Here is a 13,288-nt window from a genome sequence, read left to right on the forward strand (position 1 = left end):
GTTTATTAAATAAGTATTCGACATCCATTTAAAGTGGGTAATCTTTGTTAAATTAGCAATTAAATTAGTCATTGAATGTCAAATACGATTAAAAAAATAGCAGTACTGACTTCGGGTGGAGACGCTCCAGGAATGAATGCTGCCATTCGATCTGTAGTTCGAACGTGTGCTTATCACGGAATCGATTGTGTAGGAATTTACCGCGGTTATCAAGGAATGATTGAGGGTGATTTTAAAGAAATGGGACCTCGTACCGTTAATAATATTATTAATAAAGGAGGAACGATTCTAAAATCGGCTCGTTCGAAAGATTTTCAAACTTCTGAAGGTCGAAAATTGGCCTATAAACATCTCACTGAAGCCGGAATTTCTGCCTTAATTGTTATTGGCGGAGATGGAAGTTTTACCGGTGCTCAAGTTTTTAGTAAGGAATTTAATTTTCCTGTCATGGGAATTCCAGGAACGATTGACAATGATATTTTTGGCACAAGCCACACTTTAGGCTACGATACCGCTTTAAATACGGTGATTGAATGCATCGATAAAATCCGAGATACGGCAAGTTCGCACAACCGCTTGTTTTTCATCGAAGTTATGGGTCGTGATGCGGGTCATATTGCATTAAATGCCGGAATAGGTTCAGGTGCCGAGGAAATTCTAATTCCTGAAGAAGATTTGGGATTAGACCGATTGTTAGAATCGCTTCAAAAAAGTAAGGCTTCAGGAAAATCATCCAGCATTGTTGTCGTTGCAGAAGGCGATAAAATGGGTAAAAATGTATTCGAATTGAAAGATTATATCGAAGAACATTTGCCGGAATACGACATTCGCGTTTCGGTTTTGGGACACATGCAAAGAGGTGGAGCACCGTCGTGTTTTGACCGCGTTTTAGCCAGTAGATTAGGAGTGAAAGCCGTCGAATCGATATTAGAAGGAAAATCAAATTTCATGGTGGGAATTAGCAAAGATGAAGTGACTTTAACGCCTTTAGAACAAGCGATTAAAGGACATTATCCAATTGACATGGAATTGCTTCGCGTTTCAGATATCATGTCAACTTAAGTACTAAAATTAAAAATAATAACACTTTTTAAAGTTCCAACTTTAAGAAAAAATCAAATACAAAATGTCAAAAGTAAAATTAGGAATTAACGGTTTTGGACGCATCGGCCGACTTGTTTTTAGAGAAAGTTTCAACAGAGATAACGTAGAAGTAGTAGCAATTAATGACTTGCTTGAAGTAAATCACTTGGCTTACTTGCTAAAATACGATTCAGTTCACGGAAAATTCAATCAGAATGTAGAAGTAAAAGAAGGAAAATTATACGTTAACGATACCTACATTCGTGTAACTGCGGAAAAAAATCCAGCGGATTTGAAGTGGGATGAAGTTGGTGCTGAAATTATCGCTGATTGTACGGGAATTTTCACAACGCTAGAAACCGCTCAAGCACATATTGATGGTGGTGCTAAAAAAGTTGTGATTTCGGCTCCATCGGCAAACGCTCCCATGTTTGTGATGGGTGTTAATGAAGATAAAGCAACCTCAAAAGATACGATTGTTTCAAACGCATCTTGTACAACGAATTGTTTGGCGCCGTTGGCAAAAGTCTTGCATGATAATTTCGGAATTGTAGAGGCCTTGATGACTACAATTCATGCTACAACTGCAACACAATTGACCGTTGACGGACCTTCTAAAAAAGATTTTCGTGCCGGTCGTGCGGCAGGTTTAAATATTATTCCCGCTTCCACAGGTGCTGCAAAAGCGGTAGGAAAAGTAATTCCAGAATTAAACGGTAAACTAACCGGAATGTCAATGAGAGTTCCCGTTGCCGACGTTTCTGTAGTGGATATGACCGTTAAGTTGGAAAAACAAACGACGTACGAAGAAATCATGAGCGTGCTTAAAAAGACTTCGGAAACTACTATGAAAGGCATTTTAGGATTCACTGAAGACGACGTAGTTTCCCAAGATTTCATAGGCGATTCACGTACTTCAATTATTGATTCTAAAGCGGGAATTGGACTGAATGCTACTTTTTTCAAAATCATTTCTTGGTACGATAACGAGTACGGCTATTCTTGTAAATTAATCGATTTGTCCGTTCATATTGCAGGTTTAAAATAAATTAAATTTCAAAATCCCGTTGATCTATTTCAATGGGATTTTTGTTTTTTGGAGCTATTTCCCGCATTCCATTGCAAGTCCTCATCTGAAACGCTATTTTTCCAAGCTGAAAAAGGAGCTTCCGTTGGTCGCTCTTTTTGAGCAGGAAAAAGTTAGCTTCTCCTATTCCGGGCTTTCCATTTCATTCGGGGCTAGGGATTTTCGGATAACAGATCATTGATTTTCTAGCATAAAATATATTTAAAAAAAAACGCATTGAAGTAATAAAAGATAGGTGAGCGATACAATTTAGAAATACCATAAAAAGCCAAACAACTTTGCGCCTTCGCGTCTTTGCGAGACATTATCTTAACTACTTATAAAAATTTTAAAGAAAATTAGTTAACTAAAAAGTGCTATATTTCAGAACTAATAATGAAAAATAAATGAAATTACTTGTAGATAGTGGTTCCACTAAAGCCGATTGGATTGCCATAGACGATTCAGGCAAAGTATTATTTACCACACAAACTTTGGGATTAAATCCGGAAGTACTCGGAAAAGACCAAATAATTGCTCGTTTAGACGACCGTTTTGACATTTTACACAATAAAAACAGCGCGACTCATCTGTATTTCTATGGAGCAGGTTGCGGAACAGATCGAATGAAAAACTTCTTGACGCAAGTTTTTCAAGAATATTTTTCTAAAGCAAATGTGGTAGTACAAGAAGACACCTATGCTGCAGTTTATGCTACAACTCCAAAAGGGGAAAAGGCTATTGTTTCTATTTTAGGAACGGGTTCAAATTGCAGTTATTTTGACGGAAGTGTGCTGCATCAGAAAGTACAATCATTGGGTTATATCGCAATGGACGATTGCAGCGGAAATCAATTTGGACGCCAACTAATTCGCAGTTATTATTTCAATAAAATGCCTTCAGACCTCGCGGTTATTTTTGAAAAAGAATACGATTTAGATGCTGATGCAATTAAGCACAACTTATACAAAGAAGCGAACCCAAACGCTTATTTGGCCACTTTTGCAAAATTTTTAATTCAACACAAAGACCACGTATTTTGTCAAAAAATTATAAAATCGGCGATGCAAGATTTTGTAAATTTTTACATCACACAATATGAAAATTGCCATGAAGTTCCTGTTCATTTTATAGGTTCTATCGCTTTTTATTTGAAGGATGAACTACAAGTTGTTTTGGAAGAAAACAATTTAAAAATTGGAAATGTGTTACGTCGTCCTATTGATGGATTAATCCAATACCACATTTTAAATCGATAACTATGGAAATTGCAATAATCGCACACGATCGAATGAAAGCGGACATGGTTCAGTTTTTAAACAAAAACAAATCGTTACTATCTCGTTCGGACATACAAATTGTCGCAACAGGAACGACAGGAAGTAAAGCAGAAAATGCAGGATTTAAAGTCTTGAAAATGCTTTCTGGACCGATGGGAGGCGATGCACAAATTGCGGCTCGCGTGGCAGAAGGAAAAACGCAAATGGTTTTATTTTTTAAAGATCCGAGTTCAAGTCACGCTCACGAAGTTGACATTAATATGTTGATACGGGTTTGTGATGTTCATAATATTCCACTTGCAACCAATGAGGCAACTGCTCAGTTACTTTTAAAAGCAATTGAATAAAAAAAAGAAACTCCCATAGCTTTTGAAAGTTATGGGAGTTTCTAAAAATATTGATGTGAAGCAATTATTTTTGCATTCTAACAAATGTTCTTGTCGTTACCGTATCTGAATCGTCGTCATACGTTTCTAAAACCATGTTTCCATCGACATCAAAATATCCAATTGAAATTGATTTTTCACCTCTAAAAATATAGCTGTTTGTTGTTGTTGCTCTTAAGATTCCAATTTTATTATTGTCAACATCAGTCACAATATAACCGGAAGGATCTAAAGATAACATATAATTATTTCCATTGAATTGGTAAGCAGAAGAACGGTCGATAGCAACTGTTCTCGTTGTTCCGTCAGGATTAGTTACAGTTGTAGTTGAAATCATTTCTACTGGAGAATCTTTAAGATTTTTATTCAATGTCTTAGAATCTGCATTCTCTAACTCTATTTTTTGTTTAGCTTGAATGTTTTGTTCTTTCACAGTTTTTTTAACTCCATCAGAATCTTTTACAGTTGTAACCGTCTTTTTTGTTACGTTAGTAACGTTTGTATTTTGCGCTTGTAAACCAACTCCTAGAAGTAAAGCTAAAGTTAAAGTCATTATGTTTTTCATGATTACTAATTTTTAGTTTTTATTAAAACAAATTTACAACGTGATTCCTCAAAATAAGTTACTCAATTACAGTAAAATGTTATAATAAATAGTATGGAATATCCAAAAATCGATTGATTTTGATACTTCATTTATGCAACTTAAAATGTATATTTGCACACTTTTAAAAATAGAACGTAATGAAAGCAGGAATTGTAGGATTGCCTAATGTAGGAAAATCAACTTTATTTAATTGTTTGTCAAATGCAAAAGCGCAAAGTGCCAACTTTCCATTTTGCACCATTGAACCTAATATTGGAGTAGTTAACGTACCAGATCCGCGAATTGCGAAATTAGAAGAGCTCGTAAAACCAGAGCGTGTTCAGATGGCAACTGTAGATATCGTGGATATTGCAGGTTTAGTCAAAGGAGCAAGTAAAGGAGAAGGTTTAGGAAATCAATTTTTGGGCAATATTAGAGAATGTAACGCGATTATTCACGTTTTGCGTTGTTTTGACAATGACAATATTATTCACGTTGATGGAAATGTAAATCCAATTCGCGATAAAGAAACGATTGATATCGAATTGCAGTTGAAAGATTTAGAAACCGTTGAAAAACGTTTGGAAAAAGTAAATCGTGCTGCGAAAACGGGTAATAAAGAAGCAATTACTGAAAAAGCTTTATTAGACCGAATTAGAGAAACACTTTTGCAAGCAAAATCAGCTCGAACCATTACGCTTCAAAACAATGATGAAGAAGTGTTGATGGAAGATTTTCAATTAATTACAGCAAAACCAGTTTTATACGTTTGTAATGTAGATGAAGAATCTGCTGTGAAAGGAAATAAATATGTGGACCAAGTTCGAGAATTGGTTAAGGACGAAGATGCTGAAGTAATTATCCTTTCCGTTGGTGCTGAAGCAGATATTACAGAATTAGAAAGTTACGAAGAACGTCAAGTGTTCTTGGAAGATATGGGATTGTCTGAACCAGGTTCAGCGGTTTTAGTTCGTGCGGCTTACAGATTGTTGAAGTTGCAGACTTATTTTACCGCTGGTGTAAAAGAAGTTCGTGCTTGGACAATCAATATTGGCGATACGGCTCCAAAAGCTGCAGGAGTTATCCATACTGATTTTGAAAAAGGGTTCATTCGTGCGGAAGTTATTGCCTTTGCCGATTTTGAATCTTTCGGTTCAGAAGCAAAAGTAAAAGAAGCAGGAAAGTTAAGAGTAGAAGGAAAAGAGTATATTGTAAAAGATGGTGATGTAATGCACTTCAGATTTAACGTGTAGTTTTTACAAACAAATATAAATTTAAAGGAGTCCAATCGGGCTCCTTTTTTATTGCAGTAAAATAGAGGTGCCTAGATTTTTCAAAATATATAATTAATTACTTTCGAAGTTTATAAAATGCTTTAAATCAATAGTATAAAATACCTACAAGTAGGTATTGTAAAATACATGGTAACACTTTAGTTTTGTTAAATAGATGTTAAAGCGCTTAGATGATTTTAGCTTAAGTGCTTAACATATTAATAAATTTTTTGTTTAATTAATAAATAGGATTAAAATGAAAAAAATTTTAACAAAAACAGTAAAATTATTTTTTATTGTAGCGCTTACATTTATGGCAAGTTGTGAGTCTGAAGAAGCGTCAACTGACCTTGGAGATAATGATCCAGGTGTCAATCCGTATGGAAATTGGGTGCGTGGAGACGGGCAAGACTCTTACTTAAAGTTTGGCACGGGAACAGTAAGTAACTGTAGTAATGGAAATCTTACGGTTGGAACTTTTAATGCTTCTGAGCCTTCAATGACTTACGTTGTACAGGGCGAAGTAATAAAATTTCCCTTGAAATTCAACTCTAACAATTTGTTATTAGTTGGCGTTCCGGACCAAGCTGTTGATACTAATACAGCGATGATTTATTACCGCTCCGAGGATTTTCCATGTGATGGAGGCGGTGGTGGAGGAAGTGGTGGCGGAACGGGTGGAGGAACTGGAGGTGGTTCAACAACAGGAAAAGTATTGTTCTGGACCTCATCTGATCTCGGTTGCGGTGTCATTAACGTTTCTATAAACGGTTCAAGTGGAAGTATAGCAGGTTATTATTCCAGCGGATCACCAGAATGTGGAGCTTCTTATGGTGCAAATTTTACTTTAACCGCGGGGACATATAATTTTACAGCTTCTTGTTCAAGTTACAATTGGAGTGGAACCGTTACTGTAACTGCAAATGGTTGTTTAAGAATGCAGCTGTACAATTAGAGTAGGAATTTATATTTCTGCGTAAATAATATAACTATTTCATTAGTGAGCGAATAGTAAATGATAATTTAGTAACAAAAAAAAGGTTTTAATCTTTATCTGCCAACTTTCGTTGTCTAAATATTGATTAAAACCTTAATAATATACTGCTTTTATGCAGTTTTTTGTGGGCGATGAGGGGTTCGAACCCCCGACCCCCTCGGTGTAAACGAGGTGCTCTGAACCAGCTGAGCTAATCGCCCTGAATGCGAGTGCAAATATACAATACCATTTGAAATCTGCAACATCTTTGTTAATAAAATTTAATCTTTTATTATGTCTTTTAAAACTGCTCTGTCGCTGTAATTAATTACTTCAAGCGTAATAGGTTCATTTTTAGAATTTTTACCTTCAATAACGTATAATTTTCCGCTTCCCGTTGGAATATTACTTTTGCCGAAAATAACGTCGCCATAGGTTAAAGTTCTCCGAATGTCACTCGTATCAACCCACTTTTGATTTAGTTTTTCTTTAGATTCATCAGAGTAATGAAATGGTTTCGTTCTCAAGTCTTTTAAAACTCGTGAATTCGGGAAGTAACTACAACTCATGTCTTTTCCGCTCAAAAACATAAATAGAAAAACCATTCCAATGATCATCCCAAAAGAATAATAGGCAAAACGCTGATAAAATTTCATGAATTTATTTTTTTGCAAAGTTACATTAAAGAAACTTTAAAAAACAATTAAATTGATATCACTATTGGAGAGTCCAAACCATTCCCCAATTGCTTTGTTAGTCAAAATTCCGTGGTAGAAGTAAACGCCGTTTTTAAGTCCATTGTCACATCGGATTGCAGTTTCAATACCACCATCTTCCGCAATTTGCAACAAGTAGGGAGTAAGGATATTGCTAATAGATAAAGAAGCTGTTTTTGAGTAGCGGGAAGGAATATTTGGCACACAATAATGAATTACATTGTGCTTAACAAAAGTGGGATTCTGATGGGAAGTCACTTCAGAAGTTTCAAAACAACCACCAGTGTCAATACTGACGTCAACAATTACTGCACCTTTTTTCATGTGTTCCACCATTGTTTCATTCACAATAATTGGACAACGTTCTTTGCCTCGCATTGCACCAATAGCAACATCACATCTTCTCAAGGCTTTTAAAAGCATTTTGGGCTGAATAGTAGATGTAAAAATACGTTGATTAAGTTGGTTCTGTAAACGACGCAATTTCACAATAGAATTATCAAAAACTTTTACGCTTGCTCCAAGACCAATTGCCGTTCGTGCTGCGAATTCACCTACAGTTCCGGCACCAATAATCACTACTTCAGTTGGCGCAACGCCGGCAATATTCCCAAATAATAGTCCTTTACCACATTGACTATTAATCATTAATTCAGAAGCAATTAAGACCGAAGCAGTTCCAGCAATTTCACTAAGCGATTTCACTGCTGGGTAAGTTCCGTCAGCATCTTTAATAAATTCAAAAGCTAATGCAGTAATTTTTTTCTTATGTAGAGCTTCAAAATAATCTGCTTTACGCGTTTTAAGTTGAATAGCAGAAATTAAAATGGTCTGCGGATTCATCAATTCAATTTCAGAAAGGGTAGGAGGTTCCACTTTTAAAAGAATAGGACAGCCATACACTTTCTTTGTGTCTTTCGTGATTTCTGCTCCTGCTTCACTGTATTCTTTATCAGTGTAGCTCGAACTTTCGCCAGCTCCAGACTCAATCATTACACGATGTCCATGATAAACCAACGAATTTACAGCATCAGGAGTTAAGCAGATACGACGTTCTTGGAAAGAAGTTTCTTTTGGAATTCCGATGAAAAGTTCACTCTTGTGACGTTGCACTTCAAGTTTTTCTTCTTGTGGAATAAGTTGCTGTTTCGTAAACGGAGATAATGACATACAATTCAAATTAAGAAACCTCTAATTTACAAAAAAAAAGCGGTTGTTATTTTATTAAAAAATTAGATTATGTTTAGTAGTATTATTCGTAGTTTGTTAACACCAATTTTCTTGATCCATCTGTTAATTTTGTGAGTTCAATCACCGAATATTGTTCGGGAATTAACGATGGAATTTTTTCGGCCCACTCAATAAAATTCCACGCACCTGAATATAAATATTCATCCATTCCCATATCGTAAGCTTCTTCTTCACTTTTTAAACGGTAAACATCGAAATGATAGATCAAATCTCCCGTAGTAGTATAGTACTCATTTACTAACGAAAATGTTGGGCTACTCGTCGCTTCCTCTACATCTAATGCGGTACAAAGTGATTTAATAAACGTAGTTTTTCCAACACCCATTTCGCCATTAAATAAAATTACCTTTTTTGGATTAGCAGATAACACCTTTTGGACAGCTTGATCTATTTGTTCAATTGAGAATAGTATTTCCATTAAAAATCAGTACTATATATTAATTTATCTTGGTTGAAAAACTAAAAAAGGGACAATCATTTCTTCTAACGAAATTCCACCGTGTTGGTACGTGTTTCTATAGTAACTTGCGTAATGGTTGTAATTATTTACGTAAGCTAAAAACAAATCATTTTTTGTAAATATGTAAGAACTACTCATATTAATAGTTGGCAATCCAATTGTTTTTGGCTCTTTTACTACATATACATCTTTATCTTCATAGGTCAAACTTCTGCCTGTTTTATAGCGCAAATTCAAACTTGTGTTTTTATCGCCTATTACTTTTGAAGGATGTTTTACGTTAATTGTTCCGTGATCCGTCGTTATTATTAATTTAAAATTCATTTTTTGTGCTTGCTGAATTATTTCTAATAAAGGCGAGTTTTTAAACCAACTTAAAGTCAGCGAACGGTATGCTTTATCGTCTGATGCTAATTCTTTTACAACATCCATTTCCGTTTTAGCATGTGACAACATGTCAACAAAGTTGTACACAACGCTTACTAAATCGTTATTTTTTAGAGCTTTGAAATTTTCTGCTAATTTTTTTCCCGCTGCTAAATTTGTAATTTTAAAGTAATCTTGCTTGATGTTTAAACCCAAACGTTTCAAATGTTCGGTTAAAAATTCAGCTTCGTATAAATTTTTACCTCCTTCATCGACATCATTTTTCCAATATTGAGGAAACTTTTTCTCCATATCAATTGGTAGTAAGCCAGAAAATAAGGCGTTTCTTGCGTATTGAGTTGCTGTTGGTAAAATTGCGTAGTAGGGAACTTCCTTTTCTAATTTGTAGTGATTATTGACCACACTTTCAAATACTTTCCACTGATCGTAACGCAAATTATCAATCACAACAAACAAAACAGGCTTGTCTTTCTTTACCAATTCGGGAACTACAAGTTCACGGAATAAAGTATGGGACTGTATTGGTTTTGAAGCTTTTGGGTCAAACCAATCTTCGTAATTTCGCTCGATGAATTTTCCAAATTGAGAATTGGCTTCCACTTTCTGCGATTCTAAAATATCAATCATATTTTGATCGTCGATATTTTCCAATTCAATTTCCCAGTAAATTAATTTTTTATACAATTCAGCCCAATCTTCATAAGAATTTACCATTGATAAATCCATAGCTATTTTTCTGAATTCCTTCTGATAATCTAAAGACGTTTTTTCAGAAATCAATCGTGAATGGTCTAAGTTTTTCTTTAAACTCAGAAGAATTTGGTTTGGATTTACCGGTTTTATCAAATAGTCGGCAATTTTTGAACCAATTGCTTCTTCCATTATATATTCTTCCTCGCTTTTCGTAATCATAATTACAGGTGTGGAGGATTTTTTTTCTTTCATCTCTTGCAGGGTTTCTAAACCGCTCATTCCAGGCATGTTTTCATCTAAAAACACAATGTCAAAATCGCCTTCGTCAAAAATATCAACGGCATCTCGACCGTTATTGCAAGTCGTTACGTTATAATTTTTTTTCTCTAAAAATAATATATGTGGCTTGAGTAAATCAATTTCATCGTCTACCCAAAGTATTTTTATCTGATTCATTTTTCTTTTTATTTATGTACTAAAGTACTGCAATTTAACATTTATTGACTGCGGAAATTCTTAATATTTTTGTAAACTTTACTTTTGAGATTAATTGGTTCTATAAACAGAAAACTCCCGATTAACGGGAGTTTTTATACATTTAAAGATGGTTGAAACCTATTCTTTCATGGTGTGATACACGTTTTGAACATCGTCATCTTCCTCAATCTTTTCTAATAATTTTTCAACATCAGCGACTTCAGCTTCAGTCAATTCTTTCGTTATTTGTGGAATTCTTTCAAAACCAGAAGATAAAATTTCAATTTTTCTGTTTTCTAATTCTTTTTGAATGGCACCAAAGCTTTCAAAAGGAGCATAAATTAAAACGCCGTCTTCTTCATCTGCAAAAATTTCTTCCGCACCAAAGTCGATAAATTCTAATTCCATTTCCTCAACATCAATTCCTTCTGCTGGAATTCTGAAATTACAAGTATGGTCAAACATAAATTCAACTGAACCTTGCGTTCCCATTGTTCCGTTGCATTTGTTGAAATAGCTTCTAATATTTGCTACAGTTCTGTTGTTATTGTCCGTTGCAGTTTCAATCAAAAGTGCAATTCCGTGAGGTGCATAACCTTCAAATAAAACTTCTTTATAGTTGGCCGTATCTTTGTCCGTTGCTTTTTTAATGGCACGCTCGACATTTTCTTTAGGCATATTTGCTGCTTTCGCATTTTGAATTACAGCACGAAGACGTGAATTTGCGTCCGGATTTGGGCCTCCTTCTTTTACCGCCATCACAATATCTTTTCCAATTCTGGTAAATGCTTTAGCCATTGCTGACCAACGTTTCATTTTTCTACCTTTTCTAAATTCAAAAGCTCTTCCCATTTCTTAAACTAATTTTAATGTTGCAAAAATAAAACATCTGAAATTCTAATTCTGTTTTTTGAACAAAAAGAATTGATTTTTTCTGCGAAAATCTAATCTGTGTCCTACAAATGTAGATTTTCTTCTAACTTCTAAAAACAAAACCGACAAATTTTCATCTGTCGGTTTTACTTTAAATTATAAATGAACTACTCTTTCTTATAAAAAGGTAATTTCACCACTTTTGCTAAAACATCATTTTTTCTGATTCTGATGTAAATTTCGCTGTCAGGAGTGGTAAAAGGCATTGTTACATAACCCAAACCAATTCCTTTATTTAATGAAGGAGCCATTGTTCCAGAAGTTACAATTCCGATTGTATTTCCGTCTTTGTCAACGATTTCATAATCTTGACGAGGAACACCACGATCCACTAATTCAAAACCAACTAATTTACGAGTAACGCCTAATTCTTTTTGTTGTTTTAATTTTTCAGAATTTACGAACTCTTTTGTGAACTTCGTAATCCATCCTAAACCAGCTTCAAAAGGAGAAGTAGTGTCGTTAATATCATTTCCGTACAAACAAAATCCCATTTCTAAACGCAAGGTATCGCGAGCTGCAAGTCCAATAGGTTTAATTCCGTAAAATGCTCCTGCATCAAAAACTTTCATCCAGATGCGTTCTACTTCGTCGTTTTTGCAATAGATTTCGAATCCACCTGAACCGGTATAACCAGTAGCTGAAATGATTACATTTTCAATTCCTGCAAAAGTGCCCACTTCAAAATGGTAGTTTTTAATTTCAGCTAATTCAATAGTAGTAAGCGTTTGCATTGCTTCAATAGCTTTTGGACCTTGGATAGCTAATAAACTATAGTCGTCTGAAAGATTTTTCATTTCGGCATTTACATCATTGTGTGCTGAAATCCATTCCCAATCTTTATCGATATTTGAAGCATTTACAACTAGTAAATATTCTTCGTCTTTCATTTTGTAAACGATTAAATCATCTACAATTCCACCTTCATTATTAGGTAAACAAGTATATTGAGCACGCCCGATAGTCAATGTTGACGCGTCATTTGTACAAACTTTTTGGATCAGAGCCAAAGCATTTGGACCGGAAATCATAAATTCACCCATGTGTGAAACGTCAAAAACGCCTACCGCATTTCGTACCGTTTCATGTTCTGCATTTACGCCTTCGTATAAAATAGGCATATTATAACCGGCAAATGGAAGAATTTTGGCGCCTAATTTTTCATGTATGTGTATTAAAGGAATATCTTTCATGTTGTTTTTAATAGTTTAATTTTGGGTGCTAATTTATCGTTTTTTTTAGGGTTTTAAAAACTTTTCGTAACCTAATTTTTACAAAATGAAACGCGTATTTAATACGGATTATAAAGTAATTGTACTTGTGACTTGATTCGTTCAACGAGTAAATTGGTAATTCGCTTACTCAATGCAGCTGTGTTTTGAATGTATCTCGCGTTTTCTTCTAAAGTAAAAAGACCGATAACAATTCCTTTGAGTAGATTTTGAAATTTAATATCTTTCTTAATCGCATTTTCGATGAAATTCATTCTTTTTTCTGTGGAAATTTGCGTAAAATCAACTTTGCTAGATGTTATATAATTTTGGAAAACAGCCAATAAAAGCTCATTTTGTAATTTCATAATAGGCCGAAGCGTTTCGTTTTGAAAAAATTCTTCCGCGGATGTTTCAGCAGTTACTGTACCAAACGCATCTCCTCGAAATTTTTTTATAAAATCTTCTCTTGTTGTCATTTTTTTTTATTTAAAAATACAAAACTCAAC

14 protein-coding genes and 1 tRNA gene are annotated in these 13,288 nt (G+C 34.6%); 6 read left to right on the top strand and 9 right to left on the bottom strand.

Features of this window, described 5'->3' with window-relative positions; translation table 11 throughout:
• Positions 1–75: 75 nt before the first annotated feature.
• The 4 genes from pfkA to YWA_RS0103375 all read left to right on the top strand — a co-directional run bounded on the left by pfkA (position 76) and on the right by YWA_RS0103375 (position 3,776).
• Positions 76–1,062, top strand: a complete 987-nt coding sequence (pfkA, locus tag YWA_RS0103360) for a 6-phosphofructokinase (protein ID WP_022827081.1) — start codon at positions 76–78, stop codon at positions 1,060–1,062.
• A gap of 64 nt (positions 1,063–1,126) precedes the next feature.
• On the top strand, positions 1,127–2,131 hold the full coding sequence (gene gap, locus YWA_RS0103365; protein WP_022827082.1) for a type I glyceraldehyde-3-phosphate dehydrogenase: 1,005 nt from the start codon (positions 1,127–1,129) through the stop codon (positions 2,129–2,131).
• 425 nt (positions 2,132–2,556) lie between these two features.
• Positions 2,557–3,408: an N-acetylglucosamine kinase-like protein gene (locus YWA_RS0103370; RefSeq protein WP_022827083.1), complete on the top strand. Its 852-nt coding sequence runs from the start codon at positions 2,557–2,559 to the stop codon at positions 3,406–3,408.
• Between the two features lie 2 nt (positions 3,409–3,410).
• Entirely contained in the window at positions 3,411–3,776 is a 366-nt protein-coding gene (locus YWA_RS0103375) for a methylglyoxal synthase (RefSeq protein WP_022827084.1), read from the top strand.
• 64 nt (positions 3,777–3,840) lie between these two features.
• On the opposite strand, the gene YWA_RS0103380 is transcribed toward YWA_RS0103375, so the two are convergent.
• Positions 3,841–4,380: a hypothetical protein gene (locus YWA_RS0103380; RefSeq protein WP_022827085.1), complete on the bottom strand. Its 540-nt coding sequence runs from the start codon at positions 4,378–4,380 to the stop codon at positions 3,841–3,843.
• A 179-nt stretch (positions 4,381–4,559) separates the two neighbouring features.
• Here YWA_RS0103380 and ychF point away from each other — a divergent pair, with 179 nt between their 5' ends.
• A complete protein-coding gene (gene ychF / locus YWA_RS0103385) occupies positions 4,560–5,654 on the top strand; it encodes a redox-regulated ATPase YchF (RefSeq protein WP_022827086.1) in 1,095 nt (364 codons plus the stop codon).
• A 277-nt stretch (positions 5,655–5,931) separates the two neighbouring features.
• Entirely contained in the window at positions 5,932–6,630 is a 699-nt protein-coding gene (locus YWA_RS0103390) for a hypothetical protein (RefSeq protein WP_022827087.1), read from the top strand.
• A gap of 167 nt (positions 6,631–6,797) precedes the next feature.
• Here YWA_RS0103390 and YWA_RS0103395 read toward each other — a convergent pair.
• The 8 genes from YWA_RS0103395 to YWA_RS0103430 form a co-directional block, all read right to left on the bottom strand.
• Positions 6,798–6,872: transfer RNA gene (locus YWA_RS0103395), tRNA-Val, on the bottom strand.
• A gap of 60 nt (positions 6,873–6,932) precedes the next feature.
• Positions 6,933–7,307, bottom strand: coding sequence for a DUF4258 domain-containing protein (locus YWA_RS0103400; RefSeq protein WP_022827088.1), 375 nt, complete (start codon positions 7,305–7,307; stop codon positions 6,933–6,935).
• A gap of 36 nt (positions 7,308–7,343) precedes the next feature.
• Entirely contained in the window at positions 7,344–8,537 is a 1,194-nt protein-coding gene (locus tag YWA_RS0103405) for an alanine dehydrogenase (RefSeq protein WP_022827089.1), read from the bottom strand.
• Between the two features lie 82 nt (positions 8,538–8,619).
• A complete protein-coding gene (gene tsaE, locus YWA_RS0103410; RefSeq protein WP_022827090.1) occupies positions 8,620–9,036 on the bottom strand; it encodes a tRNA (adenosine(37)-N6)-threonylcarbamoyltransferase complex ATPase subunit type 1 TsaE in 417 nt (138 codons plus the stop codon).
• A 24-nt stretch (positions 9,037–9,060) separates the two neighbouring features.
• Positions 9,061–10,614 carry a T9SS response regulator signal transducer PorX gene (porX, locus tag YWA_RS0103415; RefSeq protein ID WP_022827091.1) on the bottom strand — a complete coding sequence of 518 codons (1,554 nt, stop codon included), beginning with the start codon at positions 10,612–10,614 and terminating at the stop codon, positions 9,061–9,063.
• A 159-nt stretch (positions 10,615–10,773) separates the two neighbouring features.
• On the bottom strand, positions 10,774–11,487 hold the full coding sequence (locus YWA_RS0103420) for a YebC/PmpR family DNA-binding transcriptional regulator (RefSeq protein ID WP_022827092.1): 714 nt from the start codon (positions 11,485–11,487) through the stop codon (positions 10,774–10,776).
• A 188-nt stretch (positions 11,488–11,675) separates the two neighbouring features.
• A complete protein-coding gene (gene gcvT / locus YWA_RS0103425) occupies positions 11,676–12,761 on the bottom strand; it encodes a glycine cleavage system aminomethyltransferase GcvT (RefSeq protein WP_022827093.1) in 1,086 nt (361 codons plus the stop codon).
• Positions 12,762–12,859: 98 nt separating this feature from the next.
• Positions 12,860–13,258, bottom strand: coding sequence for a hypothetical protein (locus YWA_RS0103430; protein WP_022827094.1), 399 nt, complete (start codon positions 13,256–13,258; stop codon positions 12,860–12,862).
• Between the last annotated feature and the right edge of the window lie 30 nt (positions 13,259–13,288).

It is taken from the genome of Flavobacterium antarcticum DSM 19726, from assembly GCF_000419685.1.
Taxonomy (GTDB): domain Bacteria; phylum Bacteroidota; class Bacteroidia; order Flavobacteriales; family Flavobacteriaceae; genus Flavobacterium; species Flavobacterium antarcticum.

What these genes read in the sequence shown, in the direction of transcription:
- pfkA (WP_022827081.1), top strand. Translation starts at nt 76, where the DNA reads ATGTCAAATACGATTAAAAAAATAGCAGTACTGACTTCGGGTGGAGAC.
- gap (WP_022827082.1), top strand. Translation starts at nt 1,127, where the DNA reads ATGTCAAAAGTAAAATTAGGAATTAACGGTTTTGGACGCATCGGCCGA.
- YWA_RS0103370 (WP_022827083.1), top strand. Translation starts at nt 2,557, where the DNA reads ATGAAATTACTTGTAGATAGTGGTTCCACTAAAGCCGATTGGATTGCC.
- YWA_RS0103375 (WP_022827084.1), top strand. Translation starts at nt 3,411, where the DNA reads ATGGAAATTGCAATAATCGCACACGATCGAATGAAAGCGGACATGGTT.
- YWA_RS0103380 (WP_022827085.1), bottom strand. Translation starts at nt 4,380, where the DNA reads ATGAAAAACATAATGACTTTAACTTTAGCTTTACTTCTAGGAGTTGGT.
- ychF (WP_022827086.1), top strand. Translation starts at nt 4,560, where the DNA reads ATGAAAGCAGGAATTGTAGGATTGCCTAATGTAGGAAAATCAACTTTA.
- YWA_RS0103390 (WP_022827087.1), top strand. Translation starts at nt 5,932, where the DNA reads ATGAAAAAAATTTTAACAAAAACAGTAAAATTATTTTTTATTGTAGCG.
- YWA_RS0103400 (WP_022827088.1), bottom strand. Translation starts at nt 7,307, where the DNA reads ATGAAATTTTATCAGCGTTTTGCCTATTATTCTTTTGGGATGATCATT.
- YWA_RS0103405 (WP_022827089.1), bottom strand. Translation starts at nt 8,537, where the DNA reads ATGTCATTATCTCCGTTTACGAAACAGCAACTTATTCCACAAGAAGAA.
- tsaE (WP_022827090.1), bottom strand. Translation starts at nt 9,036, where the DNA reads ATGGAAATACTATTCTCAATTGAACAAATAGATCAAGCTGTCCAAAAG.
- porX (WP_022827091.1), bottom strand. Translation starts at nt 10,614, where the DNA reads ATGAATCAGATAAAAATACTTTGGGTAGACGATGAAATTGATTTACTC.
- YWA_RS0103420 (WP_022827092.1), bottom strand. Translation starts at nt 11,487, where the DNA reads ATGGGAAGAGCTTTTGAATTTAGAAAAGGTAGAAAAATGAAACGTTGG.
- gcvT (WP_022827093.1), bottom strand. Translation starts at nt 12,761, where the DNA reads ATGAAAGATATTCCTTTAATACACATACATGAAAAATTAGGCGCCAAA.
- YWA_RS0103430 (WP_022827094.1), bottom strand. Translation starts at nt 13,258, where the DNA reads ATGACAACAAGAGAAGATTTTATAAAAAAATTTCGAGGAGATGCGTTT.